General features: G+C 71.9%; 20 protein-coding genes. 6 read left to right on the top strand and 14 right to left on the bottom strand.

The window, feature by feature from the left end; genetic code table 11:
* Window positions 1-26 precede the first annotated feature (26 nt).
* Window positions 27-1,304: a glycosyltransferase gene (locus ACWC9R_RS11080; RefSeq protein WP_450730520.1), complete on the top strand. Its 1,278-nt coding sequence runs from the start codon at window positions 27-29 to the stop codon at window positions 1,302-1,304.
* Between the two features lie 126 nt (window positions 1,305-1,430).
* Window positions 1,431-2,192, top strand: a complete 762-nt coding sequence (locus ACWC9R_RS11075) for a M23 family metallopeptidase (protein WP_450730518.1) — start codon at window positions 1,431-1,433, stop codon at window positions 2,190-2,192.
* Window positions 2,193-2,284: 92 nt separating this feature from the next.
* On the opposite strand, the gene ACWC9R_RS11070 is transcribed toward ACWC9R_RS11075, so the two are convergent.
* From ACWC9R_RS11070 to ACWC9R_RS11020, 11 genes are all read right to left on the bottom strand, one after another.
* Window positions 2,285-2,539 carry an acyl carrier protein gene (locus ACWC9R_RS11070; RefSeq protein ID WP_450730516.1) on the bottom strand — a complete coding sequence of 85 codons (255 nt, stop codon included), beginning with the start codon at window positions 2,537-2,539 and terminating at the stop codon, window positions 2,285-2,287.
* Window positions 2,540-2,541: 2 nt separating this feature from the next.
* Window positions 2,542-4,407 (bottom strand): HAD-IIIC family phosphatase, encoded by a 1,866-nt coding sequence (locus ACWC9R_RS11065; RefSeq protein WP_450730514.1) that lies wholly within the window; start codon window positions 4,405-4,407, stop codon window positions 2,542-2,544.
* A 20-nt stretch (window positions 4,408-4,427) separates the two neighbouring features.
* On the bottom strand, window positions 4,428-5,462 hold the full coding sequence (locus ACWC9R_RS11060) for a 3-oxoacyl-[acyl-carrier-protein] synthase III C-terminal domain-containing protein (RefSeq protein ID WP_450730512.1): 1,035 nt from the start codon (window positions 5,460-5,462) through the stop codon (window positions 4,428-4,430).
* Between the two features lie 223 nt (window positions 5,463-5,685).
* Window positions 5,686-7,068: an FAD-binding oxidoreductase gene (locus ACWC9R_RS11055; protein ID WP_450730510.1), complete on the bottom strand. Its 1,383-nt coding sequence runs from the start codon at window positions 7,066-7,068 to the stop codon at window positions 5,686-5,688.
* Window positions 7,069-7,160: 92 nt separating this feature from the next.
* Window positions 7,161-7,553 carry a lipocalin-like domain-containing protein gene (locus tag ACWC9R_RS11050; RefSeq protein WP_450730508.1) on the bottom strand — a complete coding sequence of 131 codons (393 nt, stop codon included), beginning with the start codon at window positions 7,551-7,553 and terminating at the stop codon, window positions 7,161-7,163.
* 55 nt (window positions 7,554-7,608) lie between these two features.
* Window positions 7,609-8,706: an aldo/keto reductase gene (locus tag ACWC9R_RS11045; protein WP_450730506.1), complete on the bottom strand. Its 1,098-nt coding sequence runs from the start codon at window positions 8,704-8,706 to the stop codon at window positions 7,609-7,611.
* An 11-nt stretch (window positions 8,707-8,717) separates the two neighbouring features.
* Window positions 8,718-10,799 (bottom strand): acyltransferase domain-containing protein, encoded by a 2,082-nt coding sequence (locus ACWC9R_RS11040; RefSeq protein ID WP_450730504.1) that lies wholly within the window; start codon window positions 10,797-10,799, stop codon window positions 8,718-8,720.
* Between the two features lie 49 nt (window positions 10,800-10,848).
* Window positions 10,849-13,353 carry a type I polyketide synthase gene (locus ACWC9R_RS11035; protein WP_450730502.1) on the bottom strand — a complete coding sequence of 835 codons (2,505 nt, stop codon included), beginning with the start codon at window positions 13,351-13,353 and terminating at the stop codon, window positions 10,849-10,851.
* The gene (locus tag ACWC9R_RS11030; RefSeq protein WP_450730500.1) at window positions 13,343-13,696 is read right to left on the bottom strand and encodes a phosphopantetheine-binding protein; all 354 of its coding nucleotides are present in this window, start codon (window positions 13,694-13,696) and stop codon (window positions 13,343-13,345) included. Before ACWC9R_RS11030 ends, ACWC9R_RS11035 begins: the two co-directional genes overlap by 11 nt.
* 34 nt (window positions 13,697-13,730) lie before the next feature.
* Window positions 13,731-15,188: an MFS transporter gene (locus ACWC9R_RS11025; RefSeq protein ID WP_450730498.1), complete on the bottom strand. Its 1,458-nt coding sequence runs from the start codon at window positions 15,186-15,188 to the stop codon at window positions 13,731-13,733.
* Window positions 15,189-15,240: 52 nt separating this feature from the next.
* A complete protein-coding gene (locus ACWC9R_RS11020) occupies window positions 15,241-15,594 on the bottom strand; it encodes a YybH family protein (RefSeq protein ID WP_450730496.1) in 354 nt (117 codons plus the stop codon).
* A 210-nt stretch (window positions 15,595-15,804) separates the two neighbouring features.
* On the opposite strand from ACWC9R_RS11020, the gene ACWC9R_RS11015 reads away from it, so the two are divergent.
* Window positions 15,805-17,034: a cytochrome P450 gene (locus ACWC9R_RS11015; protein ID WP_450730494.1), complete on the top strand. Its 1,230-nt coding sequence runs from the start codon at window positions 15,805-15,807 to the stop codon at window positions 17,032-17,034.
* Between the two features lie 72 nt (window positions 17,035-17,106).
* On the opposite strand, the gene ACWC9R_RS11010 is transcribed toward ACWC9R_RS11015, so the two are convergent.
* Both ACWC9R_RS11010 and ACWC9R_RS11005 read right to left on the bottom strand, forming a co-directional pair.
* Window positions 17,107-18,501: an aldehyde dehydrogenase family protein gene (locus ACWC9R_RS11010; protein ID WP_450730492.1), complete on the bottom strand. Its 1,395-nt coding sequence runs from the start codon at window positions 18,499-18,501 to the stop codon at window positions 17,107-17,109.
* Window positions 18,501-19,595, bottom strand: a complete 1,095-nt coding sequence (locus ACWC9R_RS11005) for a phenazine antibiotic biosynthesis protein (RefSeq protein WP_450730490.1) — start codon at window positions 19,593-19,595, stop codon at window positions 18,501-18,503. Before ACWC9R_RS11005 ends, ACWC9R_RS11010 begins: the two co-directional genes overlap by 1 nt.
* Before the next feature lie 388 nt (window positions 19,596-19,983).
* On the opposite strand from ACWC9R_RS11005, the gene ACWC9R_RS11000 reads away from it, so the two are divergent.
* From ACWC9R_RS11000 to ACWC9R_RS10990, 3 genes are read left to right on the top strand one after another with little or no spacing between them, the layout of a single operon-like run.
* On the top strand, window positions 19,984-20,649 hold the full coding sequence (locus ACWC9R_RS11000) for an isochorismatase family protein (protein ID WP_450730488.1): 666 nt from the start codon (window positions 19,984-19,986) through the stop codon (window positions 20,647-20,649).
* On the top strand, window positions 20,646-22,631 hold the full coding sequence (locus ACWC9R_RS10995) for an anthranilate synthase family protein (RefSeq protein WP_450730486.1): 1,986 nt from the start codon (window positions 20,646-20,648) through the stop codon (window positions 22,629-22,631). Before ACWC9R_RS11000 ends, ACWC9R_RS10995 begins: the two co-directional genes overlap by 4 nt.
* Complete coding sequence (locus ACWC9R_RS10990) at window positions 22,628-23,833, top strand: 3-deoxy-7-phosphoheptulonate synthase (protein WP_450730484.1); 1,206 nt, start codon at window positions 22,628-22,630, stop codon at window positions 23,831-23,833. The genes ACWC9R_RS10995 and ACWC9R_RS10990 overlap by 4 nt, the downstream gene beginning before the upstream one ends.
* Before the next feature lie 59 nt (window positions 23,834-23,892).
* Here ACWC9R_RS10990 and ACWC9R_RS10985 read toward each other — a convergent pair whose 3' ends face one another.
* Window positions 23,893-26,406 (bottom strand): LuxR C-terminal-related transcriptional regulator, encoded by a 2,514-nt coding sequence (locus tag ACWC9R_RS10985; protein WP_450730482.1) that lies wholly within the window; start codon window positions 26,404-26,406, stop codon window positions 23,893-23,895.
* Window positions 26,407-26,428: the final 22 nt, after the last annotated feature.

Raw genomic sequence — 26,428 nt, 5'->3', positions numbered from 1 at the left:
GGCTGACCACAGAAGGCTGACCACCCATGACCAAGATCCTGATCACGGCCGCCGGCTCCCACGGCGACATCGCCCCGTACACCGGCCTGGGCGCCCGGCTCAGCGCCGCCGGGCACGAGGTCGCCTTCGCCACCCACGACAGCTACTCCGCGCTCGTACGGGCCGCCGGCCTGGAGTTCCGCCGGCTGCCCGCCGACCCCCGCACCCGTCGCACCGACACCGCGGTCACCACCGGACAGACACGCCCCACAGGCCCCGACGGCAAAGGCGCCCTCATGCGCCAGGCCGCCGCCTTCATCAGCGAACTGGGCGGCGGCATCGCCGACGCCGTCCACGACGACACCGGCCTCCTCCTGCTCTCCGCCACCACCGCACCGCTCGGCCACCACCTGGCGGAGGCGCGCGGCATCCCGTTCCTTGACCTGCCCCTCGTGCCCGGCGCCCCCACGGGTGACTTCCCCCCGGTCGTCAGCGGCGGCCGCTCACTGGGCCGCTGGGGCAACCGCGCCGCCGGCCGGCTCTCCCTCCACATCATCGACCGCCTCTACGCCGACGCGGCCCGCGAACTGCGCGCCCGCCTCGGACTGCCGCCCGCCACGCCCCGTACGGTCCGCCGCCGTGCCGAAGCCGCCGGCCGGCCGGTCCTGCACGGCTTCAGCGAGGTCCTGGTGCCGCGCCCCACGGACTGGCGCCCCGGCCTCGGCGTCGTCGGCAACTGGTGGCCCTGGCACGCGCCGGACGCCCAACTCCCGCCCGCCGTGGAGGACTTCCTCGCCGCGGGCCCGCCCCCGGTCTTCATCGGTTTCGGCAGCATGGCGGGCGGCGAGGGCGAGCGCCTGAGCACGATCGCGGCGGCCGCCCTGCGCCGGGCCAAGCTCCGCGGCGTCCTCCAGTCCGGCTGGGCCGGCCTGTCCACCGGGCCCACCGCGGCGGACGCCGACCTCCTCACCGTCGGCGAGGTCCCGCACGCCCTCCTCTTCCCGCGGATGGCCGCGGTCGTGCACCACTGCGGCGCCGGCACCGCGGCCGCGGGCGTCCGCGCCGGAGTCCCCACCGTCCCGGTCCCGGTCACCGCCGACCAGCCCTTCTGGGCCGCCCGCCTGTCCGCCCTGGGCGTCGCCACCGCGCCGATCCCCTTCACGGAGCTGTCCACGGACCGCGCCGTGGCCCGCCTGTCCCACGCCCTCACCCAGGCCACCGCCGCCCCGGCCCGCCGCGACCACGCGCGCGCCGCCGCCCACCGCCTCACCGCCGAGGACGGCGCCGGCGAGGTCCTCAAGGCGGTCGAACGCCTGACGGACTGAGCCCGCGCCACGAGTACGGCCGGGCGGCCGGCGGGGCCCGCCCGGCGGACGTTCCGCCACCCGTTCGGCGGGCCGGTGCCCCGCCCCGGGATGCGACCACCCGCCACAAGGCGTGGGCTCGCAACTATGACCACGTTCCGCAAAAGCACCCCGCTGCGCAGAATGCTGCTGCTCGCCATAGCCCCGACCGCCACCGGCTGCGTCCTCGCGCTGGCGGCGTCCCAGGTGGCCCTGGCCGCCCCGGCGGGCACCGGGAGCCACCCCACGAAGGCCCGCCACCGCATCAGCTCGCCCTACGGCGTCCGCGGCACCTGGCAGGCCGGTCACCACACCGGCATCGACCTCGCCGTCCGCACCGGGACCAAGGTCAGGTCCGTGGGCTCCGGCACGGTGGTCCTCGCCAGACGGTCCGGCGCATACGGGAAGGCCGTGACGATCCGGATGAAGGACGGCCGCTACACCCTCTTCGGCCACCTCTCCCGCATCACGGTCCGCCCCGGCCAGAGGGTCCGCGCTCGCACCCACCTCGGCTACAGCGGCGCCACCGGCCGCGCCACCGGCCCCCACCTCCACTTCGAGGTCCGCACCACCCGCCACTACGGCTCGGACATCAACCCCCTCCCCTACCTGGCCCGCCACGGCATCCACCTCACCCCCCACACCCCCAGATCCCGCCCCCACCGCACACACGGCCCCCACCGCCCGCACCGTGTCCAGGGCCATCACCGCTCGCACCATGTCCAGGGCCACCACCCCCGTCCCCACCGCACACACGGCCTTCTCCGCCCGCACCGCGCCCAGGGCCACCACAGCACCCACCGCGCCCAGGGCCACCACCACCGTCCCCACCGCAGCCACGGCCACCACCGGCCGCACCACCGTCGATAACGGCCCCCGAAACGGCGGAATCCCGCCCGGCCGAAGAGACCGTGCGGGATTCCGTGCCTCACGGGGCCACGGGAACGGTGACCGTGGTGTGGTCAACGGTGGGCTGCCAGTTCGCCGGGGATGATGAGGTGAACCAGGTCGTCGACAGTCCGTGCGGCGTTGAAGGAACGGAGGTCGAAGTCGACGCCGAGCCGGTCCTCGAGCAGAGTGAGGGCCTCCAGGGACCTCAGGCTGTCCCAGGCATGGGTGGCGAGCACCGGATTGGCCCGGAGATCATCCACCGGGGTTTCGAGAACCTGGCCGAGGGTTTCCAGCACGGCCAGCCTGGTCGCTGCGAGTTCACTCATGATCATGCCCTGCTTTCTTCGTTTTCGACGATGTTGATCCATGCGGGTGCCGGGCCGTTCCCCATGGTCAGGTCCAGCTCGAAGACGCCGTCCTCGTCGGTGGGGGTGAACCCGGCCCTGGTCCAGAACTCGGCGGCCACACCGTTTCTGCCGGAGGGCACGAACCTCCCCTGGAGAGTCGAGGCGCCGGCCGCCCTGGCCCGGTCCGCGAGCCAGCCAGCGATGGCCAGCTCGATACCCCGGCCCAGCACCCGGCAGCTGAGCACCAGGTTGGTCACGCGCCAGGTGCCGGCACCGCGCTCCACCCAGACGGCGCCGGTGACGCCTTCGTCACCGAACCGGTCGCGCACCGAGAACGCGGCGACCAGATGAGCCGGGTCGGCACTCATCGCGGCCGTGCCCGGCTCGTCGTAGCGGATTCCGGTGAGGTTGAACTGGTTGGTACGAGCGGCGAGTTGAGCGATTCGGGGCACGGAGTAGGCAGTGGCCTCAGCCGCCGTCAGCTCCAGGCCCAGGGCGTGCAGATACTCCTCGGGGGAGCCATGCTCACCGGCGAACTCGTTGCGCCGGGCCCGGGTGCGGTACAGCTCGGGCCGTTTGCGGTCGGTGGTGGTCAGCTCCATGACGTCGAACCACCCGTGCCGCAGCAGTGAGCGCACCAGGTGCGCCGGATCGCCGTCGGCCGGCACGAGCGCGACTTCGGGCAGCTCGGCGGCGACCTGACCGCGCTCGAAGGGCGAATCGTCCATGAAGACGAACGAGCCGGTGGCCAGGTCGAGAGCATCGGCCATGGCACGCAGATTCCCCGCCTTGGGCTGCCAGTTGACGGCGGTGGCGGAGAAGGACTCGGGCCTCAGCAGCATCTCGGGGTGTTCGGTGAGGGCCTTGTCGACCGGTTCGGCGTCGTTCTTGCTGGCCAGTGCCAGCACGACGCCCTGGTCGCGCAGGCGGGTGACCGTGCGCTGCAGTTGCTGGTAGCAGTTGCCCGGGTAAAGCCCACCGAGTTCCACGCCCTCGGCACCGACCTCGCCGAGGACGCCGCCCCACAGGGTGTTGTCCAGGTCGAGCGCGAGGACCTTGCGGGACAGGCCCAGCTTGGCCTGCACGAACCGGCGTACCTCGTGGGTGAGCACGAGTAGCGCCCCGTCGGTGTACGGCATGTCGCCGAAGGCGTGGAGGCGGTCGTCGCGGGCGCGTACCGCGTTCTCGGCGAGGGCGCCCGCCAGGTCCACGGCCTCGATCCGGCTGCTGTCGTCGGCCAGGGCGAGGATGTCGGCGTTCAGCCTGTGCCACGCCTGCGCCAGCCGGGTACGGGCCCGGCGGCTGATGATGCTGTCGCTGACCCGTGCGGGCAGTGGCAGCGTGTGCACGAGCAGGGTCGCCGAGGACCGTTCGTTGCTCGTGCTCAGCAGCTGCCGCAGATCGGCAAGGCGCGTCGCCAGATGCTCCTCCAGGGCGGGGACATCGGTGGCGTCCCAGTCCTCCGGCAGGAAGTACGACTCGTCCAGCAGACAGCTGACGACGTCGGGGTCGCCGTTCTCGGCGAACGCGGCGGTGGCAAGGGATATCTCGAACATCCCGTATCCGCCGGGCTCGACGGTCGGCAGTGCGCCCGCGCCGACCAGAGCGGTCCGCAGGAGGCCGGGATAGGAGCCGAGGGTGCAGGTGGCCAGTATCCCGACGCGTATGGGCCGGAGCTCGCCGCCTTCGGGGCGCAGGCTCTCCAGGATCTTGCCCGCGCGCAGAGCCTTCTTCGGGTCGTCGAGCTGCAGCAGCTCGCCGCGAACCGCGGGCCCGGGTGCCAGGCCGGCTTCCACGGCGTCACGCAGAAGCGCCAGGAGATCGGTTTCCACAGTGGTGTCGGTCATGTCTTCCCCCTCACAGTCCGCTAGATCTCGAACAGAGTGCAGATCCAGCGCATACCGGCTGATATGCCGCATAGCGCCACGATCTCCCCACGCTTGAGATCGCCGCGTTCCAGGTGCAGGCCGAGCGAGACGAGTTGGTCGGCGGCGCCCATGTGGCCGTGGTTCCGGGCGAATTCGGCGTTGGTGCGCTCGATCGGCAGACCGAGCGGATCGGAGACGGCCTCGATGGCGCCCGGCCGCGCGTCGTTGATGTAGATGACGTGGTCCAGATCGGCTCGGGTGAGGCCGACCCTGGCGCAGGCCCGGTCGACGATTTCCGCGACCCGTTCGTCACGCTGCTCAAGGAATGCCCGCAGCCGCTTCGGGTCCTTGCCGAAGTGCGCCTGGAACCATCCCACGCTGGAGCCGTCGACGTTCTTCCAGTCCGCCGGAGGAACAGGGTTGACGGCCCCGCCGTATTCACCGCGGAATCCGTCGACCAGGTCGGGGTCGGTGAACTGTTCGGTGGTCAGCCAGCGATTAGTGCCGTGCCCGCGACGCAGAACGACGGCCACCGCCCCGTCGCTGTGTACGCACTGATTGATGGCCATACGGTTGCGGCGGTATTCGTCGACGCGGTTGACGACGACGAAGAGCGCGGTGTTCAACTCGGGCTGGAGGGCCAAGGTGCCCGCGATCTGGCCGAAGGCGGTGGTGCCCGCGCCGCAGCCCTCGTTGTCGAAGAGCAGGGTCTGCGTCTTCTTGATCTTCAGCGCCCGGGCGAGTGCGGAGGCGGAGTCCCAGTACAGGTACTCGGGGTTCTCCGCAGTGGCCAGCGCGACCAGGTCGACCTCGTCGGCACCGATGCCCGCGCGCTCCAGCGCCTGTTCGGCCGCCTCAGCGGCAAGGTCGACCGCGTACACGCCGTCCGGGGCCCGGTGGAACGTGGTGCAGCCCCACTGCAGCACCCGCTCGGGGTCGTCAACGTAGTCCTTGGCGACCTTTTCGACGTGCTGGTCCTCTCCGAATGCGAATCCGAAGTCCGATATACCGAACTCCACAGGCCGGTCGCCCATCAGGCATCTCCTCCACATTGCCGATCAGTCGCTCACGCCTTGACCATGCTAGGGGCCGAATAGCGACAGAGGGAACGACGTTCGAGCAATTACAGAGGAATTCAATTCCTTCAGGAGATCGAATATGGAGCCAATATAGAAATGGACAGGAAAAAGAGCCGGCCCCGGCCTGTGTAGGCCGGGGCCGGAGTACCGGTAGCACGGGGGATGTTGCTACCGGTCGTCAATTTCGTTCGGCAGGCTTGATGTTGTGGGTGAAACGAAACAGGTTGTCCGGGTCGTGGCGCGCCTTGATGCGTGCGAGCCGCTCATAGGCGTCCGCGTCGAACAGTTCACGCACCTGCTCCTCGTCCACAGGAGAGCCGTCGTGGTAGACGAAGTTGAGGCTGCGCCCCACGGTCCACTGCTTCATCGCGTCGTAGACCCGCTGGTGGGCGGCGCGCACGGCCTCGGCGGGGGCCGGTGCCCCGCCGGTCATCACGCGCAGGATGTACTGGGCGTCGCGTCCGCCGACCGCGCTGGCGCGGGCCGGCGGGCGGGAGAATGCGCCGCCGAGGTGGCGGATGTCGATGATGCACGGGACGGCCGAGCCGGGGCCCGCGAGGTCCATGAGGGTCTGCAGTGCGGTGGGGTCGAGCTCACGAAGCAGCACGTTCCCGCCGAAGTAGGGGTGGGGGAAGTCCGGATCGTGGTAAACGGAGCCGGCTTCCTCGTACGGCATCTCCCGGAGGGAGTCGATGAGGCGCGGCCCGAGTGCGCGCAGCGGGGCCACCAGCTGCTCGCCGTCCGCCGGGTCACCGTTGAAGACGATGCGGATCTCGGCGACGTACCGTCCCTGCAACTCCTGGGGGAAGACCGGCATCGGCGGATAGAACATCATCCCGATCGAGGAGGTCAGCTGCTCGGGCGCGGTCAGCGTCCACTCCCGGTAGGCCCGCAGCATCTCGACGGGGTCGTCCGCCTCGAAGTAGAGCCCACCGCCGTAGAACCGGGCGACCGGGAACAGGTCGGTCTCGACGGCGGTGACCACGCCGTAGTTCCCGGCGCCGCCGCACAGCGCCCAGAACAGGTCGGGGTCTGAGTCCGGGGTGACATGGTGCGGTGTGCCGTCGGCCGTGACGAGATCGACGGCTCGCAGATGGTCACAGGAGTAGCCGAACTCGCGGCCCATGATTCCCGTTCCGCCGCCGAGCAAATACCCCACGACGCCGACGTGCGGGGCGGAGCCGTTGAGCGGGGCGAGCCCGTGCGGAGCGGTCTTCTCGATCACCTGGCCCCAGCGCGCACCGGCCTCGATGCGCACGGTGCGGTTCTCGGCGTCGACCTCTATGCCCGTCATGCGGCGCGTGCTGATCAGAACGCCTTCGCCGTCCAGGGCGGTGACGATGCCGTGCCCCGTGGAGTGCACGGCGACGGGCAGTCCACGCTCGGCGGCGAAACGGACCGCGGCACGCACGTCCTCGGCGCCGGTTGCTCCGACGATGACTGCGGGGCGGTGCTGGAATCCGGCCTGGAAGCCGGCCCGCTCCTCGTCATAGCCGTCACTGCCGGGCTGCAGGACGGGCCCTCGTACCGTGGCGGTCAGCGCTTCCACGTCGACGCTCATCTGCTCGTTCCTTTCCGGGGGGCGGGTCCTCACCCTGCCCCCGTGTCCATCCGAAGTCCACTGTCCGGCCCCTTGCACACCCGCAGGGTTGATCAGCCGGCGTCACCGGCGACGCGCCGCCAGTGCAGGACCCTGCGCTGCGGCCGACCGACCAGGGCGTTGCCGTGCAACACCAGCTCGTCACCTTCCAGTTCGAGGTCACGGGACTGCTCCGTACCCAGCCAGCCCGGCTCGGGGGCAACGTCGATGGTGTGAACAACACGGTCCCCCTCACGTCGCCAGGTGCCCGCGTAACTCATGTAGTTGCTGCGTTCGGTGTGGGCGGGCCCGGTGCGCATCATGGTCACGGAGACGTGGCCGTCGGCCGAGTAGAAGAGCAGCCCCCGTGGCTCGGGCCCGAGCGGCCCTTCCTGCGGTGTTCCTGTGCCGTCGATGTCGCGGAAGGACTCCAGCCGCCATACCCCGACGAGTTCCTGTGCCGTCATCGTGTCCTGTCACTCCGTCCGTTCCCGGTGGTCTTCGTGTCTGCGGGTCTCCGGCTCACGGCACGGGGACAGCGGGGGCGGTCACCCGGCCCGGATCGCCGCCGAGTACGGCGTCCCGGGCGAGAGCGTTGACCTCATGGGGCGCGCCCGCGGGCACCGTGCCCGCCGCACACAGCCGGGCGTACTGCTCGTCGGTGAGGGTGAGGTCGAGGGCGGCGAGGTAGTCGTCGAGTTGTCCAGGGCTGCGGGGGCCGATGACGGGCACCAGGGCGGTGGCAGCCCGCCGGGCGCGTTCGCGCACCCAGGCGACAGCGACCTGGGCGGCAGGCGCCCCGGTCTCCTCTGCGACAGCCCGCACCACGTCGACGACCGCCTCCTGGCGGCCACCATCGCCGCCTCGGATGGCCCGCTTGCCGTCGCTGACCCAGCCGTCGGCGCCCCGCCGGTACAGGCCGGTGAGCAGCCCGCCGCCCAGCGGCGACCACATGGCGACGCCCAGCCCGAGGCTCTCCGCCATCGGCAGCAGCTCCCGGTCAGGGGTGCGCTGCGTCAGGCTGTACTCGGTCTGCACGCCGATCAGCGGCGACCAGCCCCGCAGGTCCGCCATGGTGGCGGCACGGGCGATCCGCCACGCAGGGAAGTTGGAGAGCCCCGCGTAAAGGATCTTCCCGGCACGAACGAGGTCGTCGAAGGCCGCCAGGATCTCCTCAACGGGCGTGAGATCGTCGGGGAAGTGGGTCCAGTACAGGTCGATGTAGTCGGTACCCAGGCGTTTCAGACTGGCCTCGACGGAGCGCACCATGGTCTTGCGGCTGTTGCCGGTCCCGGTGACCCGGGGCTGCGGCGACGTGCCGTTGGTGAACTTGGTCGACAGTACGAAGTGGTCCCGGTCGGCGGCGAGGAACTCACCGAGCAGCTCCTCCGCCTCGCCGAACTGATAGCAGTCCGCGGTGTCGACGAAGTTGCCCCCCGCCTCGGCGAAGCGCTCGAACAGCGCCCGGGCCGTGTGCCGGTCGGCACCCGCGCCGCGCCTGGCCCACAGCAGCTGTGAGCCCTTGCCGCTCTCGCCGCAACGGGTACCGAAATTGCCCGTCCCGAGTGCGTACTCCGACACGCGCAGGCCCGTGTTCCGTCCGAAGGTCTGATAGCGCACGGCATGCCTCCTCAGGCGGCCAGGGGAACGACGGGGGAGTGGTCCTCAGCGAGCGCCCGCCAGTCCACGGAGGCTCCGGCCTCCCAGAGCCTGCCGAGCGTGGCCAGCAGGCCCGCCGGCTCCGGTGTCCGGCCGCCGGGGTGCGGCAGCGAGGAAAGGGCCAGGGTGTGCGGCGGCAGATCGGAGCGGCGCTTGACGAGGCTGGTCAGGGCAGGGCCGGGGCCGGTCTCCAGGATCACGTCCGGAGCTTCGGCCAGTACGGTGCCCACCGCCTCCGAGAACCGCACCGGCTGCCGCAGATGACGGGCCCAGTAGTCGGGGTCGGTGGCCTGGTCCGCGGTGATCCAGGTGCCGGTGACCCCCGAGACGAAGCGCTCGGTGGGCGGCCGCAGGCCGATCCGGGCGGCGGCCTCGCGCAGTTCGTCCACACAGCCGTCCATGAGCCTGCTGTGGAAGGCGTGCGAGACACGCAGCCGCTGGCCGGGGGTCCCGGCCGCGGTCAGCATGTCCTGGACGCGGGTGATGGTCTCCTCGGTTCCGGCCAGCACACAGGACGCCGGAGCGTTCACCGTGGCGAGGTCGGCGCCCAGTTCGAGGTACCGGGCCAGCCCCTCCTCCGGCAGCGGCACCGCCAGCATCGCGCCGGCCGGCGCCCGCTGCATCAGCCGGGCCCGCAGCGCCACGAAGCCCAGGGCCTCGCGCACCGGCATGACCCCGGCGAGGGTGGCGGCGACGTACTCGCCGAGGCTGTGCCCGACCATCGCGGCGGGCCGCACACCGAGTCGCTGCCAGGTCCTGGCCAAGGCGTACTCCAGGACGAAGAGGGCCGGTTGGGCGACGCCGGTCTGCTGGAGTCCGTCGCCGGCCGCAGCCTCCAAGACGGGGCGCAGGTCGTGCCCCGACTCCTTCTCCAGCAGGGTCAGGCACGCGTCGAACTCCGCCCCGAACAACGGGAGTTCCTGGGCGAGCCGCAGTCCCATACGGGCGTACTGGGAGCCCTGGCCGGGGAAGACGAGGGCGACTCGGGGTCCGTCCGCCTTCGGCGTCGGCGTGGCCGGCTTGGCAAGGGCCCTCACCAGGGCCTGGTGGGTCTCCCCGGCGGCGAACCGGCGGTACGGCAGTACCGCGCCCTCTTCGGCTCCGGCGCCGGGGGCGGGCGCGGGCCCTGCTCCGGCCAGGTGGTCCCGCATCCGTCCGGTCGCGTCATCGAGGGACTGCGGGGTGTCCGCGGCCAGCATCAGCAGGTGGTACCCCCCGGCCCGGCCGAGCACGGTGACCGCTTCGGAGGCCGGCGCCGCGGTCGCGGTCGTGGCCACGGCGCCGGGCGGGGCAGCCATGCCCTCCCTTATCCGGCCGAGGAGTTCGTGGCGCTGCTGCGGGTCGCGGAAGTAGAAGTGGCCACCGGGCAGGTGGGTGACGTCGAACGGGCCGGTGGTGTGGGCCTGCCAGTTCTCGATGTGCAGGGTCTCGCGCTCCTGGTCACCCGCGAAGACGGAGACCGGTACCTCCAGCGGTGGGCCCGGCTCGTACCGGTAGGTCTCGAAGATCGCGAGATCGGACCGGAACGCCTCCAGTACGATCTCGCGCAGCGTGGCGTCGGTGTGGACCTGGGCCGGCAGCTCACCCCAGCGCCGTTCGATCTCGGCGAGCAGTTCCTCGTCCGGGAGGGTGTGGAGCACAGTCGCGCCTCGGGTGTGCGGGGGCGGCGGGCTGGACGACAGGTACAACCGTCGCGGCAGCTGCCGGCCGCGGTCCCGCAGTGCCCGGGTCACTTCGAAGGCCACCAGGCCGCCGAGGCTGTGTCCGAGGAAGGCGAACGGCCGTCGTGGGTCGAGGGCCCCGACCACGGCATCGACAAGCTCCGGCATGCCGGTGACGGCGGGCTCGGCGCGCCGCGAGGCGCGGCCGGGCAGCTGCAGTCCGTACACCTGTAGTTCGGGCAGGTCGTCGCCGAAGCGCACATACTCTCCGGGCGATCCTCCGGAATGGACGAAGCAGTAGAGGTCCGCGACGGCGTCCGGGCGGCGGGTGCGGGTGACCAGCCACCGGCCGCCGCCGCGGGCGGCTGCGGCCCTCGGCGTACCGGCATTCATTCCTGGTGCTCCTTTCAGAACGTGGGGCGCCGGGGTCGGCGCCCTGTGGTCACGCCGCCGACGCCGGCTCGGCGGCGCCCCGGCGGCCCAGCCGCTCATCGATCAGCTCGGTGAGTTCGGCCGCTGTCTGCGCTTCGTACAGCGCGCCGGTCTCCAGCTCCACCGAGAACAGTTCACGGGCACGGGCCAGCAGCTGGGTGGCGATGAGGGAATCTCCACCGAGATCGAAGAAGCTGTCGTCGGGGTCGATGTCGTCGAGTCCGAGGGTCTGCGCGAACAGTTCGGCGACGGCCGGGAGGGTCCCGAGGGCACCGGCGTCCTCCACGGCCTGCGCGGGCGCCGACTCGACCGGGGGTACCTGCTTGGTCGCGGCCTGCCCCGCCGGCTCGACGACGTAGCGCTCGCGCTGAAAGGGATAGACCGGCAGTGGGACCCGCAGGCGCGGCAGTTCCTCGTGCACGCCGGTCCAGTCCACCGGTGTGCCGGCCAGCCACAGCCGGCCGAGGGTGTCGAGAAGCGCGGCAAGGACACCGGGGTGGCCCGTCGTGTCGGTGAGGACGGGCAGCACGGTGTGGTCGCTGTCGCCGGCGAGGGGGCGCGGAACGTTCGGCAGCACGGGGATGCGGGGGGTGCCCTTCGTGCTCCCGCCCTTTGTTCCCGGGCCGGTCCCGTCCCCGTCGATGACCCTGCGCACCGCGTCCCGGAGGGTGTACGCCCCGGCCACCGTCTCGGCGACCAGGACCCCGGTGCCGTGACCGGCAACCGCTGCCGGCCGCACACCCCACGCCGCCCACAGTTGGGCCAGGGCGAACTCGGTCGCGAAGACGTCGAGTTCGGCAGGTACCTCGTCGCGGACGCCGGCCACGGCCAGGCACTCGTCGACCGCCCGGCGGAAAGCCGGCTCCCCCTCGTACAGTTCGCCGGTCTGTTCGGACGTCACCGTACCCGGGAACACCAGGGTGACCGGCCCGGTCCGAGGACGGCCGGCGGAGCCGACCAGCCGCCCGCGGTCCAGCCCTCCGAGCACCCGCACCGCGTCCTCTGAGCGGTTGACCACGGCGTACCGCCGGACGGGAAGCTCACGCCGGCCGGTCTGCAGGGTCCAGGCCACGTCGGCGAGCGGCACGTCGGGGTGGGCCCGCAGATGCTCGGCGAGCCGGCCCGTCGCGGCTTCCACGGCGGATTCGGTGCCGCCGGAGACCACAAGCAGCTGCCAGGGGCGGGCGGGGCCCGGCGGGGCCGGTTCGGGGGCCTGTTCCAGGACGACGTGGGCGTTGGTTCCGCCGATGCCGAAGGAGCTCACCCCGGCCCGCCGTGGGACCCCTCCCTCGGGCTGCCACTCCTCCAGGGTGGTGGCCACGGTGAAGGGACTCGATGCGAAGTCGATGGCGGGGTTGGGCGCGGTGAAGTTGAGGCTCGGCGGGAGCACTCCGTGTTCGAGGGACAGCACGGTTTTGATGAGTCCGGCCGCACCGGCCGCGGCGTCGGTGTGCCCGATGTTGGACTTCACCGCGCCGATCCGGCAGAAGCCGGTGTGATCGGTGTCCGCACGGAAGGCCTTGGTGAGGGCGGCGATCTCGATGGGGTCACCGACCGGGGTCGCCGTGCCGTGGGCCTCGACGTAGGTGATGGTCCGGGCGTCGACCCCGGCGACGAGCTGGGCGTCACGTACCACCGCGGCCTGCCCCTCGACGCTGGGCGCGGTGAACCCGACCCGGTTCGAGCCGTCGTTGTTGACGGCCGAGCCGCGGAGCACGGCGCGGATTCGGTCGCCGTCGGCCAGCGCGTCACCGAGCCGCTTGAGGACGACGATGCCGGCGCCGTCACCGCCCACGGTGCCGCCCGCGGCGGCGTCGAAGGTGCGGCAGGTGCCGTCGGCGGAGATGATCCCGCCCTCGATGTACGGGCTTTCCTTGGCCGGGACCCGGACGGCGACGCCGCCCGCGAGGGCCATCTCGCAGTCGCCGGACAGCAAGGCCTGAACAGCGGTGTGCACGGCCACCAACGAGGTGGCACAGGCGGCCTGCACCACTACGGCGGGCCCGCGCAGCCCCAGCTTGTAGGCGACCCGGGAGGCCAGGTAGTCGGGTGCGTTGGCGACCAGGATCTCCATGTCGGTGACCGAGGGCAGCTCGTCCTGGCGGTCCTTGAGGATCTGCGCGTACGCGGTGTCGGTGCTGCCGGCGTAGACGCCGATGGAACCAGGGTGGCGCGCGGGGTCGTGGCCGGCGTCCTCCAGTGCCTCGACCGCGCACTCCAGGAAGACCCGGTGCTGGGGGTTGAGCAGGCGTGCCTCGCGCGGCGAGTAGCCGAAATACCCCGCGTCGAACCACTCTGGGTCCTTCAGCAGCCCGCGGGCAGGGGTGTACTCGGTGCCGCCACGCGGCGCGGGGCGGCGCGGGAAGCGGGTGACGGTCTCCAGACCGTGGCTGAGGTTGTGCCAGAACGCGTCGGGGCCGTCGGCACCCGGGTAGCGGCAGGCCAGGCCGATGACGGCGACGAGCGAGTCGTCGCCGTCGTCGTGCTCCTTCTGGTGCATGGGGTCACTTGCCATCGCCGGTGCCTCCCGTTTCGGTACGCGTCCGGCGGTCACGGCGGCCGGCCAGCCGGGCGCGGCCGCCGGAGCGCAGGGCTTCACGGCGCAGCGGCTCCTCTGCGACGCCCCCGTCGAGATGACCCGCGAGGCCGCGGACCGTGGGGTATTGGAAGAGGTCCACGAGAGGGGGGGTCTTGCCGAGCCGGGTGGTGATCCGGTCTTGGACCATGTGCAGCAGGACGGAATGGCCGCCAAGGTCGAAGAAGTTCTCCTCCACTCCGACCTCGGAAAGTTCGAGGACTTCGCTCCAAATGCCGGTGAGAACACGCTCGGTGTCCGTTGCCGGGGGATGAGAAATCACGGTCTTCTCCCAAGTCTTTCGTGGCTTGACGAATTCAGTGCTGATAAGTGCGGGCCGCGGTCAGCGGCTTCGGCTCCGCGTGTGCAACTGGTGTTTCCCCTCGGTTGCACACGGACCGTCCCGCGCACATGCACAGCAGTACCGCGACGACGAGTGCGCCGATGCTGATGAGGAGGGTCGCGTGGAGCGCCGGGAGCACGGTCGCGACGAGCAGGCCGCCCAGGACCGAGCCGAACTGGCGGTTGCTGTTGATGACACCGGAGGCGGCCCCGGCGAGTTGTGGCGGGATGCTGTGGGTGGCCACGGTCTGCAGCGGCCCGAAGGTACCGCCGACTCCGACGCCCGCGACGAGGAAGCCGGGCAGGTACGCGTACCAGGGCCCGTTGACGGCCACCACGAGCGGGACCGTTGCGGTGCCGAGCGTGTAGAGGGTGAGTCCCGAGGTCAGGACGTACTTACCGCCGATCCGGTCGGCCAGCCGTCCCGCGAACGGCGCGACGAAGGCCGAGACCACCGCCTGCGGGGCCATCAGCAGGCCCGCCTGCAGGGCGCTGTAGCCCAACGCGGACTGCATGTGCATGTTCAGCGGCAGATACACGCCGACCACCGCGACCGAGATCAGCACGATGACCGCGTTCATCAAGGTGTAGTCGCGATGGCGGAACAGGGTGAAGGGGATGAGCGGATCGCGGCGCGGTCTGCTGTGCCGGCCGTGCTTGCCCCGTGCGTGCTGCTTGCGTGTCTGGTCCACCAGGAACAGCAACAGGAGGACAGCGCCGCCGCCGACGATCCCGGGAATGGTGACCGGGCCACGCACGGTACCCCAGTGGTAGCGGCTGCCCTCGGTCAGCCCGTACGTGAGCAGCAGCAGTCCGGCGGTGGAGAGCGCCACGCCGAGGACGTCGATCCTGCCTTTTTTGCCGGGGCGGACGTCCGTCAGCAGCAGTGGTCCGAGAAGCAGGACCGCCAGCCCGATCGGCACGTTGATCAGGAACACCCAGCGCCAGCCGGCGAAGGTGACGAGCAGCCCGCCCGCGGTCGGGCCCACCACAGTGGCGATGCCGGTGATGGAGCCCCACACGCCGAGGGCCGTGCCCCGCTTCCCGGCCGGGAAGGTGGCGATGATCGTGGTCATCGTCTGTGGCAGCAGTAGTGCGGCGCCCAGTCCCTGCAGGAAGCGGCTGGCGATGAGCTGCCCCGGGGTGGCGGCGAGCCCGCAGGTGACGGAAGACAGCGTGAACAGGGCGGTCCCGACGAGGAAGAGGTTCCGGGGGCCCCACACGTCACCGAGCCGTCCAGCGGTGATCAGCAGGACGGCGAGCACGAGAACATAGCCGTTGACCACCCAGGCGATGTCGTCGAGTGTGGCGTGGAGATCGTCGGAGATGCTCGGCACGGCGACATTGATGATGGTCACGTCGAGCATGGTCATGAAGTAGCCGAGGGAGAGCGTCACCAGCATCGCCCACGGGTTGCCGCGCCACTTCTTCACGTCGGTGCTCCTTGTCGCGTCGTCGCGTCCAGCGCCGGTCACCCGGTCCGCGTCAGGCGAAGAAGGGCCGGTCGAGGACGATCAGCCAGCTGCCGTCGGACTGCCGGTGGGCGACCTCGGCACGGGCCCCGCCGTCATCGGTGCGCGAGGCGGTCTGCGCCCAGTCGCCGCTGACGATGGTGGGCAGTGCGGTGCCGGGGCCGAACTCGGGCTTCCTGGCCAGCATCTGCTCGTACGCGGCACGGATCGCAGCCTGTCCGGCGACCGTGCGGCCGCCCGGAAGGGCGACTACCGCGTCGGGTTCGTAGAGCTCCACCAGCCCTTCGAGGTCCCCGGCATTGGCGCGCTCGACGAAAAGCCGGGCCAAATCCCCGGGAGCGGCGGCCTTTTCACGTACAGCAGTCATTTCCAGCTCTTTCCCTACGGGTTCCGGTGGTACAGGCATCCTGGGCCGCACGACCTCCAGAAGTCCCATAGCGGGTCTATAGAGCAACTGACGCCCCGGTGACCTGTGCTGCTTTGCAGGGTGAATTCCGTGGGCAACTGCGGATACTTGCTCGCTTTCGAAGCCGCCCCGTACGGTTCCGGCTGCTGCGTTCGAACGGGAGGAATCTGAATGATCGCGACGAGCACGACCGGCCGGCAGCTGCCGGAATTCCCGCTCCGGGGCGCCGAAAGGCGCGCGGACGCGGCCGAGGACTACGCCAGGATCGCGGCCGGGGAACCGGTCACCCGGGTACGGCTGCCCAGTGGCCGTCCCGCCTGGCTGATCGCCGGGTACCGGGAGGTACGTACCGCACTCACCGATCCGCGGTTCTCCCGGCAGGAGGCGGTCCGCGACCCCGGGGGCCACCTGCTGGCCGTCGAGGCCGTGGGCACCTCGATACTCAATCTGGACCCACCGGACCACACTCGCCTGCGCCGGGTCGCCGCACGGGGCTTCACGGAAGCCCGCATCGCACGCCTGCGGCCGCGTATCGCGGAGATGACCGGTGAGCTGCTCGACGACCTGGCGCAGCAGCCGGCCCCCGCCGACCTGTGCGAGAGCTTCTGCATGGTGCTGCCGATGCGCGTCATCGGCGAGATCCTGGGCGTGCCCCTGGAGGACCGGCACCGGATCGAGAAGTGGCGGGACGGGCTCCACGCACCGATCACCGGAACCGGCACCCCCGACACCTCGGCCCACACCGAACTCCTCTCCTACATCGGCGAGTTGGTGCGGGAACGGCGTGCCGACCCGCGGGACGACCTGCTCAGCGTCCTGGCCCGGGGCGGTGCGGACGGTGAGGCCGAGGACGTGCTCACCGATCAGGAGATCGTCGCCCTCGGCGGCACCCTGCTGGTCGCCGGGTTCGAGACGACCGTGGCCCAACTGGGGCTGGTTCTGCGGGAGGTGCTGGCAAGCCCCGAGGGGCTGCGCGGCCTGCCCGAGGACCCCGAGAAGCTGGCGGCGGAGGTGGAGGAGCTGATCCGGAGGCTGCCCATCGGTGACTACGGCGGCACTCTGGCGCGCAAGGCGACCGAGGACGTCGAACTGGGCGGGGTCACGATCAGGGCCGGCGACATCGTGATCGCCGCGACCCAGGCTGCCAACTTCGACGCCGACGCTTTCCCCGGGCCGCGCCGCCACGACCCGGACCGCGACACGGTCGCCCATCACCTGGCCTTCGGCTACGGGGTACACCGCTGCCTGGGCGCCCCGGTGGCCCGGATCGAGCTGCAGGAGTCTCTGCGGGCGCTGCGCGAGCGCCTCCCCGGCATGCGGCTGGCCGTACCGGACGACACGCTGCGCTTCCACCCGGCGGCGGTCAACAAGCGGCTGGTGGAACTGCCCGTCACCTGGTGACCGCGGGATGCACAACGGGTGATGCCCGGCCTCCGCAAGGAGCCGGGCATCACCCGTTGTGGGCTGGGCCGTTCAACCGCGGATGACGCCCTTGGTACGCATCAGGAAGTGCGCGAGGTAGCCGTCGTGCGGGATGCCCGTGGCCGTCCAGTACGTGGGGTGGTCACCGATGTACACGTTGGCGATGGTGGGCTCGTCGAGGAACGCGTCGATGAGCCGGTCATCTTCGGTGTACGCCCCGAGGATCAAGGTGTCACGCAGCGGCGCGACACCTTCCTCGCGCGACCAGGGCGCCACCCACACGCAGGGGAAGGGAAGTTCGGCACCGGCCCGGGGATCGTCGGCGCGCTCCAGCTGGTGGACGACGGGACGCAGCACCGCGCTGCCGTCGCCGAGTTCCTCGACGAAGCCGTCGCCGCCCAGATGGGCGAGGGCGCCGGCGGCCCGGTCGCGCACGTACTTCTCCAGCGCCCGCGCGGAGACGGCCGACTGGACCGGAAGGATCGCCCTGTCGTCCTCGGGCGGCAGACTGGGGAGAGCCGAGAGACGCTCCGCGATCGCCTCGGCGACCGGGGTGGGGTCGCCCTCTACGAGGACGGCGGTGGCGTTGACGCAGCCGGTTCCGCCATGGTGGGCAATCGAGTCGACGACGGTGTCCAGATGCTCACGCCAGTCGGTGTCCGCCGTGAGCAGGATCTTGGAGCGGCCCGGGATGAGCGGCAGCACGGCGGGGTCGCCGGCGTACTGGCGGATGACCTCGTCGCTGCCGTAGGCGAGGTCGGCGCCGCGCAGCAGGGCCTCCGCGGCGGCGTGGTCGGTAGGCAGCAGGACCACCTGGTCCTCGCCGAATCCGGCCATGCGCAACGCGGTCACGAGGCGGTGAGGGGTGAACGGCTCACGGCGCGAGGGGCGTACTGCGACGCGGTAGCCGAGGGCCAGTGCCTCGGGCCAAAGAGTGTGGGTGCCTGGGTGGTTTCCGGCGGCGTGTACCGCGAAGACCTCACCGCGCCGGGTCCACACGGCCCGCCCGGCGCGGGTGAGCGGGTCGCGCCAGTCGCCCACCGCGCCCCAGGGGCGGGCATGCTGCAACCCCTGGTGGAGCTGCGCGGAGCGCTCCAGTGCGGTGCGGGTGGCGGCGCGGACCACCTGGAGGGGTACCCCGCCCACGCGGCTCACCGCGTACTCGTACTCCCCCACGGTCAGACCGTTGATGGTCCCGGTGGCGAACAGCCGCCCGGCGCGGACGATGGCAGCGACCCGCTCGTCCACCGGCAGCGGCCGGGCCCGGCGCAGCGCGGTCATGGCCCGGTCGACGTACACGGCGGGCGCGAGGGAGAGTTCCACGGCCGGCCGGCCGGAGACATCCGGCACGGTGGCCCGGTTGCGGGAACGGTAGGTTCCCGACGGCCCCAGCACGTCCAGCTGGATCAGACCGTCGGTCCGATCGGTCTCCTGCGACGCCACCATCAGTACACCCCCTCGATGACTGCCTCGTTCTCGAAGCGCCCGACCGGGGCGATGTCGGCGGCCGCGTCACCGACGTGGCCGCCGACCGGCTCGACACGGGTGGCGAGGTCGCGCTCCAGGTTGTTGGGGAGGAGCAACGCCTTGGAGACGTGGTTCATGACGACCTGTCCGCGCTCGCCGTAGGGCACCGGGCGACGGGTGGCCGGGTCGACGACCGAGAAGGTGACGTACGGCGAGAAGGTGTCGAAGACACAGGAGTCGCCGGAGCCGGGCCGCTGGCCGGCGATCCCCATGATCATGGTGCTGCCGTAGTGGCCGTACAGGACGGTCTCGGGGAAGATCTCGGTGCGGTAGAGGTGGTGGGTGTCGGGGTCCAGCTGGGTTCCGCCCCAGCGGATCGCCCTCACCTTCTCGTTGACCAGCGCGACCAGGCCCTCACGGCGCACCAACCGTTCCAGGAGAGCGGGGGTGATGGTGAGGACCCCGATCTCCTGGGTCCGCAGGATGAACTCGGCCTGGTCGATGACGTGTTCCGCGTAGGCGTCGGCCTGATCGCCCCTGCCGTCGGCGATGAGCCTCTTCACCCAGCGCGGATCGAGGTCGACCTGGAAGCCGTGACGGCCGTGGGTGGCGGCGGACCGGCGGAAGATCTCACCGACGATGTGCGGGCCGGAGGGGGTCAGGCCAAGCCAGTCGACGCCCCTGGGGAAGCCGTGCTCGTCCAGGTTGGCGTTGCTCCATTCGACCAGGCGCTCCATCCAGTCCCGGGTGCACACCACGCGTTTGGGGGCTCCGGTGGTACCGCCGCTCTCGTAGACGCCCACGACGTCGGGGCGCGGTCCGTAGCCCTTGGGTATCAGGGCGTGGACGGGCACCTTACGCATCTCGTTGACGACGTTCGGGAAGAGCTGAAGGTCGTCGTGGCTCTTGACGTCCGTACGCGGATCGAAGTCCAGCGACTTGGCCCGCTCCAGCCAATAGGGCGAACCGGTATCCGGATGGAAGTGCCACTCCATCGCGGCACGGATGAACTCCTCCGGGTCGGGGTGACTGTCGAACGGGAGGTCCAGAACCGGATGGGCTGCTGTCGACACGGTCTCTCCTTGGTCGCGGGACTGGCTGCTCCACCAGACCACGCGGGGGCCGGACCGGGCGTGAGTAGCCACCACTCATCCGCACCGCCGGTCGCTCGGCGGCGTGCCCGCTGACGGACTGCCGGTGCTTCGGCTCCTTCACCGGCAGCGGCGGTCCTGATCGCCCTGCTCCCCGGCCTGCTGCTGTTCGGCCGGCTGCTGCCGCACGACGTCGTGGCGACGCCCCGCCCTGCGTGCCTGGCCCCGCCCCGTACCGGACCGGTTTGAGTGACGGCCACTCACGAACTCCGGCCCCCCGGATGGTGTGCTCATCGGTGCCGAGGGCCAACCACCCCCGCGGCCCCCTCTTCAGGCCCGTGACACCAGGCCACTCGAAGGAGACGACTCCATGGCCGACGCCGCCATCCCCGTCATCCCCGCCTACGCCATGCCGACGGCCGACCGGCTGCCGGAGAACACCGCCTCGTGGACGGTCGACCCGCGCCGTGCGCTGCTACTCGTCCACGACATGCAGCACTACTTCCTGAGATTCTTCGCCGGCCGGTCCCCAGGGACCGAGCTGACGGCCCATGCGGCCGCCCTGCGCAAAGCAGCCGCCACCGCCGGTGTACCGGTGGCCTACACCGCGCAGCCCGGTGACATGACCCCCGAACAGCGCGGCCTGCTCGCGGACTTCTGGGGTCCGGGCATGCGGGCCACGGCTGCCGACCGGGACATTCCGGGGGCGCTCGCGCCGACCGCCGAGGACACGGTCTTCGTCAAGTGGCGGCCCAGCGCCTTCTTCCACACCGGCCTGCTTGATCTGATGCGCGCGAACGGCCGCGACCAACTCGTGCTGTGCGGGGTGTACGCACACGTCGGGCTGCTGCAGACCGCGTGCGAGGCCTTCGCCCACGACATCCAGCCGTTCCTCGTCGCCGACGCCGTCGCCGACTTCTCCGCCGAAGAGCACCGGATGGCGCTGGAGTACGCCGCGAAACGCTGCGCCATGGTCGTGCCCACCGACACGGTGCTGGACGCGCTGGCGCTCGAGACCACAGGAGCCCTGCGATGACCGGACACCCGGACCACTGCCTGCTGGACGAGTTGACCGGTCCGGCGCCGCCGGTCGCCTTCGCGCTGCTGCACCGCCCGGAGGCGGACGGCGGCCGGGTGGAGCTGCTCACCGGCGACCTACGCGAGGCCGACGTCATCGCGGACGTCCCCCTCCCGCCCGAGGGCGGCCGCAACCGCCACGAGGCGCTGGTGCTGCTGCCGTACCGGCAGATCGCCGAGCGGGGCTTCGAGGCCCCCGACGACGGCGCGCCGCTGCTCGTCATGGACATCGCCCGGCAGGCCGCCGCCCCCGTCGACGAGGTGCTCGCACGTCTCCCCGACGTCCCGGTCACCGCCCACGACCTGGGGTTCGACCTGGACGACGACGCGTACGCCGACGCCGTGCGACGGGTGATCGACGAGGAGATCGGCACCGGTGCAGGGGCGAACTTCGTGCTGAAGCGCACCTTCGCCACGCAGCTCGACCACTGGTCGCCGCGCACGGCGCTGGCCCTCTTCGGCCGGCTGCTGCGCCACTCGGCGGGCGCGTACTGGACGTTCCTGGTCCACACCGGGGACCGCACCCTGATCGGCGCAAGCCCGGAGCGCCACATCACGGTGGACTCCGGTACGGCGGTGATGAACCCGATCAGCGGCACCTACCGCTATCCGCCGTCCGGCCCGTCGGCGGACGGGGTGCTGGAGTTCCTGGCCGACCGCAAGGAAGCCAATGAGCTCTACATGGTCGTCGACGAGGAACTGAAGATGATGAGCCGGGTGTGCGAGGGCGGTGGCAGGGTGGTCGGGCCGCGGCTGCGCGCGATGGACCGGCTCGCGCACACCGAGTACTTCGTCGAGGGCCGCTCCCGCCTCGACGCACGGGAGATCCTCCACGAGACGCTGTTCGCGCCGACGGTGACCGGCAGCCCGCTGGAGAGCGCCTGCCGGGTGATCTCCAAGTACGAGCCCGATGGCCGCGGTTACTACGCGGGGGTCGCGGCACTCGTGGGCCGTGACGCGGACGGGGACCGTGCGCTGGACTCGGCCATCCTCATCCGTACGGCCGACGTCGACCGCTCCGGAAGGCTGCGGCTGAGCGTCGGTGCGACGGTGGTACGCGACTCGGACCCGTACAGCGAGGCCGCCGAGACCCGGGCCAAGGCCGCCGGACTTCTCAGCGTGGTCCACGGCGGACCCGGCGCGGGCCGGGGCGCCGAGCCGGGTGAGGTCTCCCCGGCCGCAGCGGCGGCCCGTCGGCTGACCCTGATGCCGGCGGTGAGCTCGGCTCTGGCCGCCCGCAACGAGCCGCTGGCACCGTTCTGGCGCACCGCCCCCGAGCGGCGGCGGCGTGATTCCCCGCTGGCGGGACTGCGCGTGCTGTTCGTGGACGCGGAGGACACCTTCACCGCTATGGGCGCGGACCTGATGGGTTCGCTGGGGCTCGATGTACGCGTCCGCCGCTTCGACGAGGCATACGAGATCGACGGCAACGACCTCGTCGTGGTCGGCCCCGGACCGGGTGATCCCCGGGACTCCGGTCAGCCGAAGATCGCCCATCTGCGCTCCCTCACCCGGGAGTTGCTGGCACGCGGCACCCCGTTCCTGTCGGTGTGCCTGGGCCACCAGGCACTCAGCGGCGTCCTCGGCCTGGAGCTCCGGCGCAAGGAGGTGCCCCACCAGGGGGTGCAGCGCAGCATCGAGCTGTTCGGGCAGCGTGAGGACGTCTACTTCTACAACACGTTCACCGCCGTCAGCGCGGCGGATGTCTTCCCCGGCCCACCCGAACGGCCCGGCCTGGTCGAAGTCGCCAGGCATCCCGTCACCGGGGAGGTGTACGGGCTGCGCGGCGCGGGGTTCGCGTCCGTGCAGTTCCACCCGGAGTCGGTCATGTCACGCGGCGGCGTGAGCATCTTGGAACGGCTGGTCAGCGGCGTCTTCCCGCACGGGCAGGCGTTTTTGGAATCTTCTCCCTCTTCCACGGATCGTGAGGTCGTCGCATGAGTGCGCTCCTGGTCAGTTCGCCCACCACCGCCCCGGAAGCCTTGCAGCAGCCGGTATGGCCCGACGGCGCCGAGCTGGAGACGGTCACGGAGCGGCTCGCCGCCGGGCTGCCGCTGGTGCTGCCCGCGGAGTGCGACACCCTGCGGCGGCGGATGGCGGCCGTCGCACTCGGCGACGCGTTCGTGCTGCAGGGCGGCGACTGCGCCGAGACCTTCCGGGACCTGTCTCTCGATACCGTCTCACGCAGGATGGACACCCTGTTCGCGACGGCGGACGAGCTGAGCGAGGCCATGTTCCTGCCCGTCGTGGTCGTGGCCCGGCTGGCCGGCCAGTACGCCAAGCCGCGGTCCCAGCCCGTCGAAACCAAGGACGGGGTGACACTGCCCTCGTACCGGGGCGACGCCGTGAACGGCCTGCAGTTCACCGCCGGGGCCCGCACCCCCGACCCGCACCGGATGCTCCAGATGTACGCGGCGTCGGGCGCGACGCTCAACGTGGTGCGTTCGCTGCTCGCCGAGCACGGCGGGCAGGCCGCGTGCCGGGAGCTGTTCGTCTCGCACGAGGCGCTGCTGCTCGACTACGAGCGCCCGCTGGCCCGTACCGACGCCCGCACAGGTGAGGCGTACTCCGGCTCCGGCCACCTGCTGTGGGCGGGAGAGCGGACCCGGAACGCGGACGGCGCGCACATTGATTTCCTGTCCCGCCTCCGCAACCCCGTCGCGGTGAAGGTCGGTCCGACGGCCACGCCGCAGGAGTTGCTCGCCCTCGTGGAGCGGCTCGATCCCGGCCGGGAACCCGGCCGGCTGACCTTCATCGCACGGATGGGCGCCGAGCGGGTACGGGACGTGCTGCCGGGCCTGGTGGAGAGCGTCACCGCGGCGGGGGCACCGGTCGCCTGGGTGACGGACCCGATGCACGGCAACACCTTCAGCGCGCCGTCCGGGCACAAGACCCGTCACTTCGACACCGTCCTGGACGAGGTCACCGGCTTCTTCGAGGTGCACCGGGCGCTCGGTACCCACCCCGGCGGCCTGCACCTGGAGATGACCGGCGAGGAGGTCACGGAATGCGTCGGCGCAGGGGTGGGGCTCAGGGATGTGCCACGTCGCTACGAGTCGGCCTGCGATCCCCGTCTCAACCGCAGCCAAACGCGGGAACTCGGCCGTCTGGTGGCCGAGTTGGCGACTCCGGTGGGCGTGTGAGGCGGGACACGGAGGAGGGCCCCGGCCGCTCGCCGGCCGGGGCCGCCCCGCTGCCCTCCCTACAGGTGGTGGGCGAGTTCGCTGCGTGCGGTCACACCGAGCTTTCCGTAGACGCGGTGCAGATGGTTCTCCACGGTACGGACCGACACCACCAGCCGGTCCGCGATCTCCTGGTTGGACAGCCGGGAGACCGCCAGCCAGGCCACCTCGCGCTCGCGGGTGGTCAGCCGGGCCGTGACGGCGGCGGGCCCGGCCGCGGGAGCCGCCACCCAGGGCGGCAGCCGCCCGTCGCACCCGGCGAGGAGTTCGGCGCAGCGCACCCGTGCCGTGCGGCTCATACGGCGGCGACCCGCGGTCCGGTGGGCGCGGGCGGCCTGCGCGGCGGCCTCCGCGGCCAGCGGCAACACGCCGAGAGCGGCGAACCGGTCGGCGACGGCGTCGAGCGCGTCGCCGTCGTACCGGGAGAGGGCGCGCACATGGGCCACCAGCAGCGCGAGGTATCCGCGGCCCTCGGCCGGTACCGCCAGGTCGGCAAGGCGTGCCGCGGCCGGTCCCGGGTCACCGACGCGGCCCGCCAGGTGCCATGCCGTGACCGCCTGCTGGAGGCGCCCGGCGGCCGCCGCGCCGACCCCGACCCGCTGGGCGTGGCGTACCGCGCCGAAGCGGTCGCCGACGTGCGCGAGGACCAAGGCGTGCTCCAACGCTGTGCCGTCGGCCGCGAGCGGGTACTCCACCGCCTGCCGCTGGACGGCAAGGGCGTCGACGACGGTGTGTACCGCCTCGGCGTGTTCGCCGGCCTCGGCCAGCGCGCCGGCGAGCTGCGCCGTCGTCCAGGCAGGGGTGGTGAACCAGTCGAAGGGGTCGGCCAGGGCGCACGCACGGCGCAGGAGTGCCACGGCCTCGGCGTAACGCCCGGCGCTTCGATAGGTACGGGCCCGCAAGACGGCGGCCCTCGCCTCACCGCGGTGCCCGGCGCCGTACCGGCGAGTGCTGTCCAGCGCCGTGGCGAGTTCGGCCGTCTCGCCGGTCTGGAAGGCGGCGCGAGCGGCCAGCAGCTGTGCGGCGAGCCGGTTCTCCCGGTCCCAGCCGTCGAGTGCGGGGCGTACCTCCCGCAGCAGGGCGAGGGCCCCCGCGGCGTCGCCCCGCTCGATGCGGGCGAAGGCGGCGAGGGGCATCAGGGCCGGTGCCGCGGGGGAGTCCGGAGAGCCGGCCGCCGCCACCTCGCCGGTACGGTCCTGCAGCAGTCGCAGCTCGGACCGCGCGCCGAGCAGCCCGGCATCCGCTGCACCGGCCGCCAAGGCCGCCGCCACGAGGCCGTCTGCCTCCGCCACCCGGTGCAGTCCCCAGGCCATGTTCACCGCTCGTTGCGCGGCGCCTCCGTCAGCCCGCGCGAACTCCTCTTCCGCCTCCTCGTGGCGCCCCTGTCCGGCCAGCGCCTGCGCGAGCACCGGCCCGGTCCCGGCGGGCGCCGGGCCACTGCCGGCGGCCCGCGCCCGGCGGCCCAGCCGTTCCGCGAGAGCGAAGTCGCGACGGTCCAGGGCGGACCGGGCCGCGGCCGCCAGCTGTGCGGGGGGCGGTTCAAGGCCGGCGGCGAGCCGGAGGGAGACCACCCGGGGGCCGTCTTCGGAGCGGCACCCGCCCGCGGCTTCGATGGCGTCGGCCAGCCGCAGCCGCAGGCGGCGGGCCGTGAGGTCGGGAAGGTCCGCGGTAAGGACCGGCCCGAAGAGCGGGTGGGCGAGACGCAGCCGCAGCCGGCGGCCGGCCCGTTCGGCCACGACGATGCCGCGTCGGTTCAGGGACTCGGCGGCGCGGGCGAGTTCTTCGACGGGCGCCAGACCCGCCTCCAGGGGCTCGGCGAGAGCGATCATCTCGGCGAGTTCGGCCTCGTCCGGTGCGAGCCGCCCGAGGTGCAGCCGTACCACTTCGGCAAGCCGCGGGTAGGGCTCGCGGGGGAGGCCGGGCCACTGCCAGGCCTCCCCCACCGGCCGCAGGGTGCCCGCTTCGAGGGCGGAGTCCACCAGTTCGCACAGAAACCGCGCGTTGCCGAGGGTGAGTGACCACAGCCGGTCCCGTGCCGCCCCGGCAACATGGCCGCCGAGCCGTGCGTGCAGAATCCGGGCGAACGCGGAGCGGTCGAACACATCGACATCGATGCGCTCGACCAGCCGCTCCACCCAGAGCCGGGAGATCCCTTCCGGCAGTACGGCTCCCGCCGGGGCCGCCGCGACCAGGGCGGCCCGGCCTGCTCGCACCAGTCCGTAGAGGCGCTCCGCCGCGCCCGGGTCAGCGAGGTGTACGTCGTCGGCGCCGAGCACCAGCCGCCTCCCGTCACCGCCGTCGGCCGGGGCCTCGCCCAAGTGCCGGACGAGGTCCGTGTCGAGCGGGCCGTGCAGCCACGCGATGGCGTGCCCGGCCCGTTCCGCGCGTTCCAGGGCGGCGTGCAGCAGCCGGCTCTTACCGGTGCCCGGCCCACCTGTCAGCAGCGCGCCGCCCCGCACCAACGAGGCGGCGACACCGTCGAGTTCGGGTTCTCTGGCCGTCAGGGGCCATTCGGTTCCGCTGTCTTGCGGCATGACTGTGCCACTCCCCCGTCCT

This window comes from Streptomyces sp. NPDC001219 (assembly GCF_053597915.1).
This window is presented reverse-complemented; position numbering and strand designations above follow the sequence as displayed.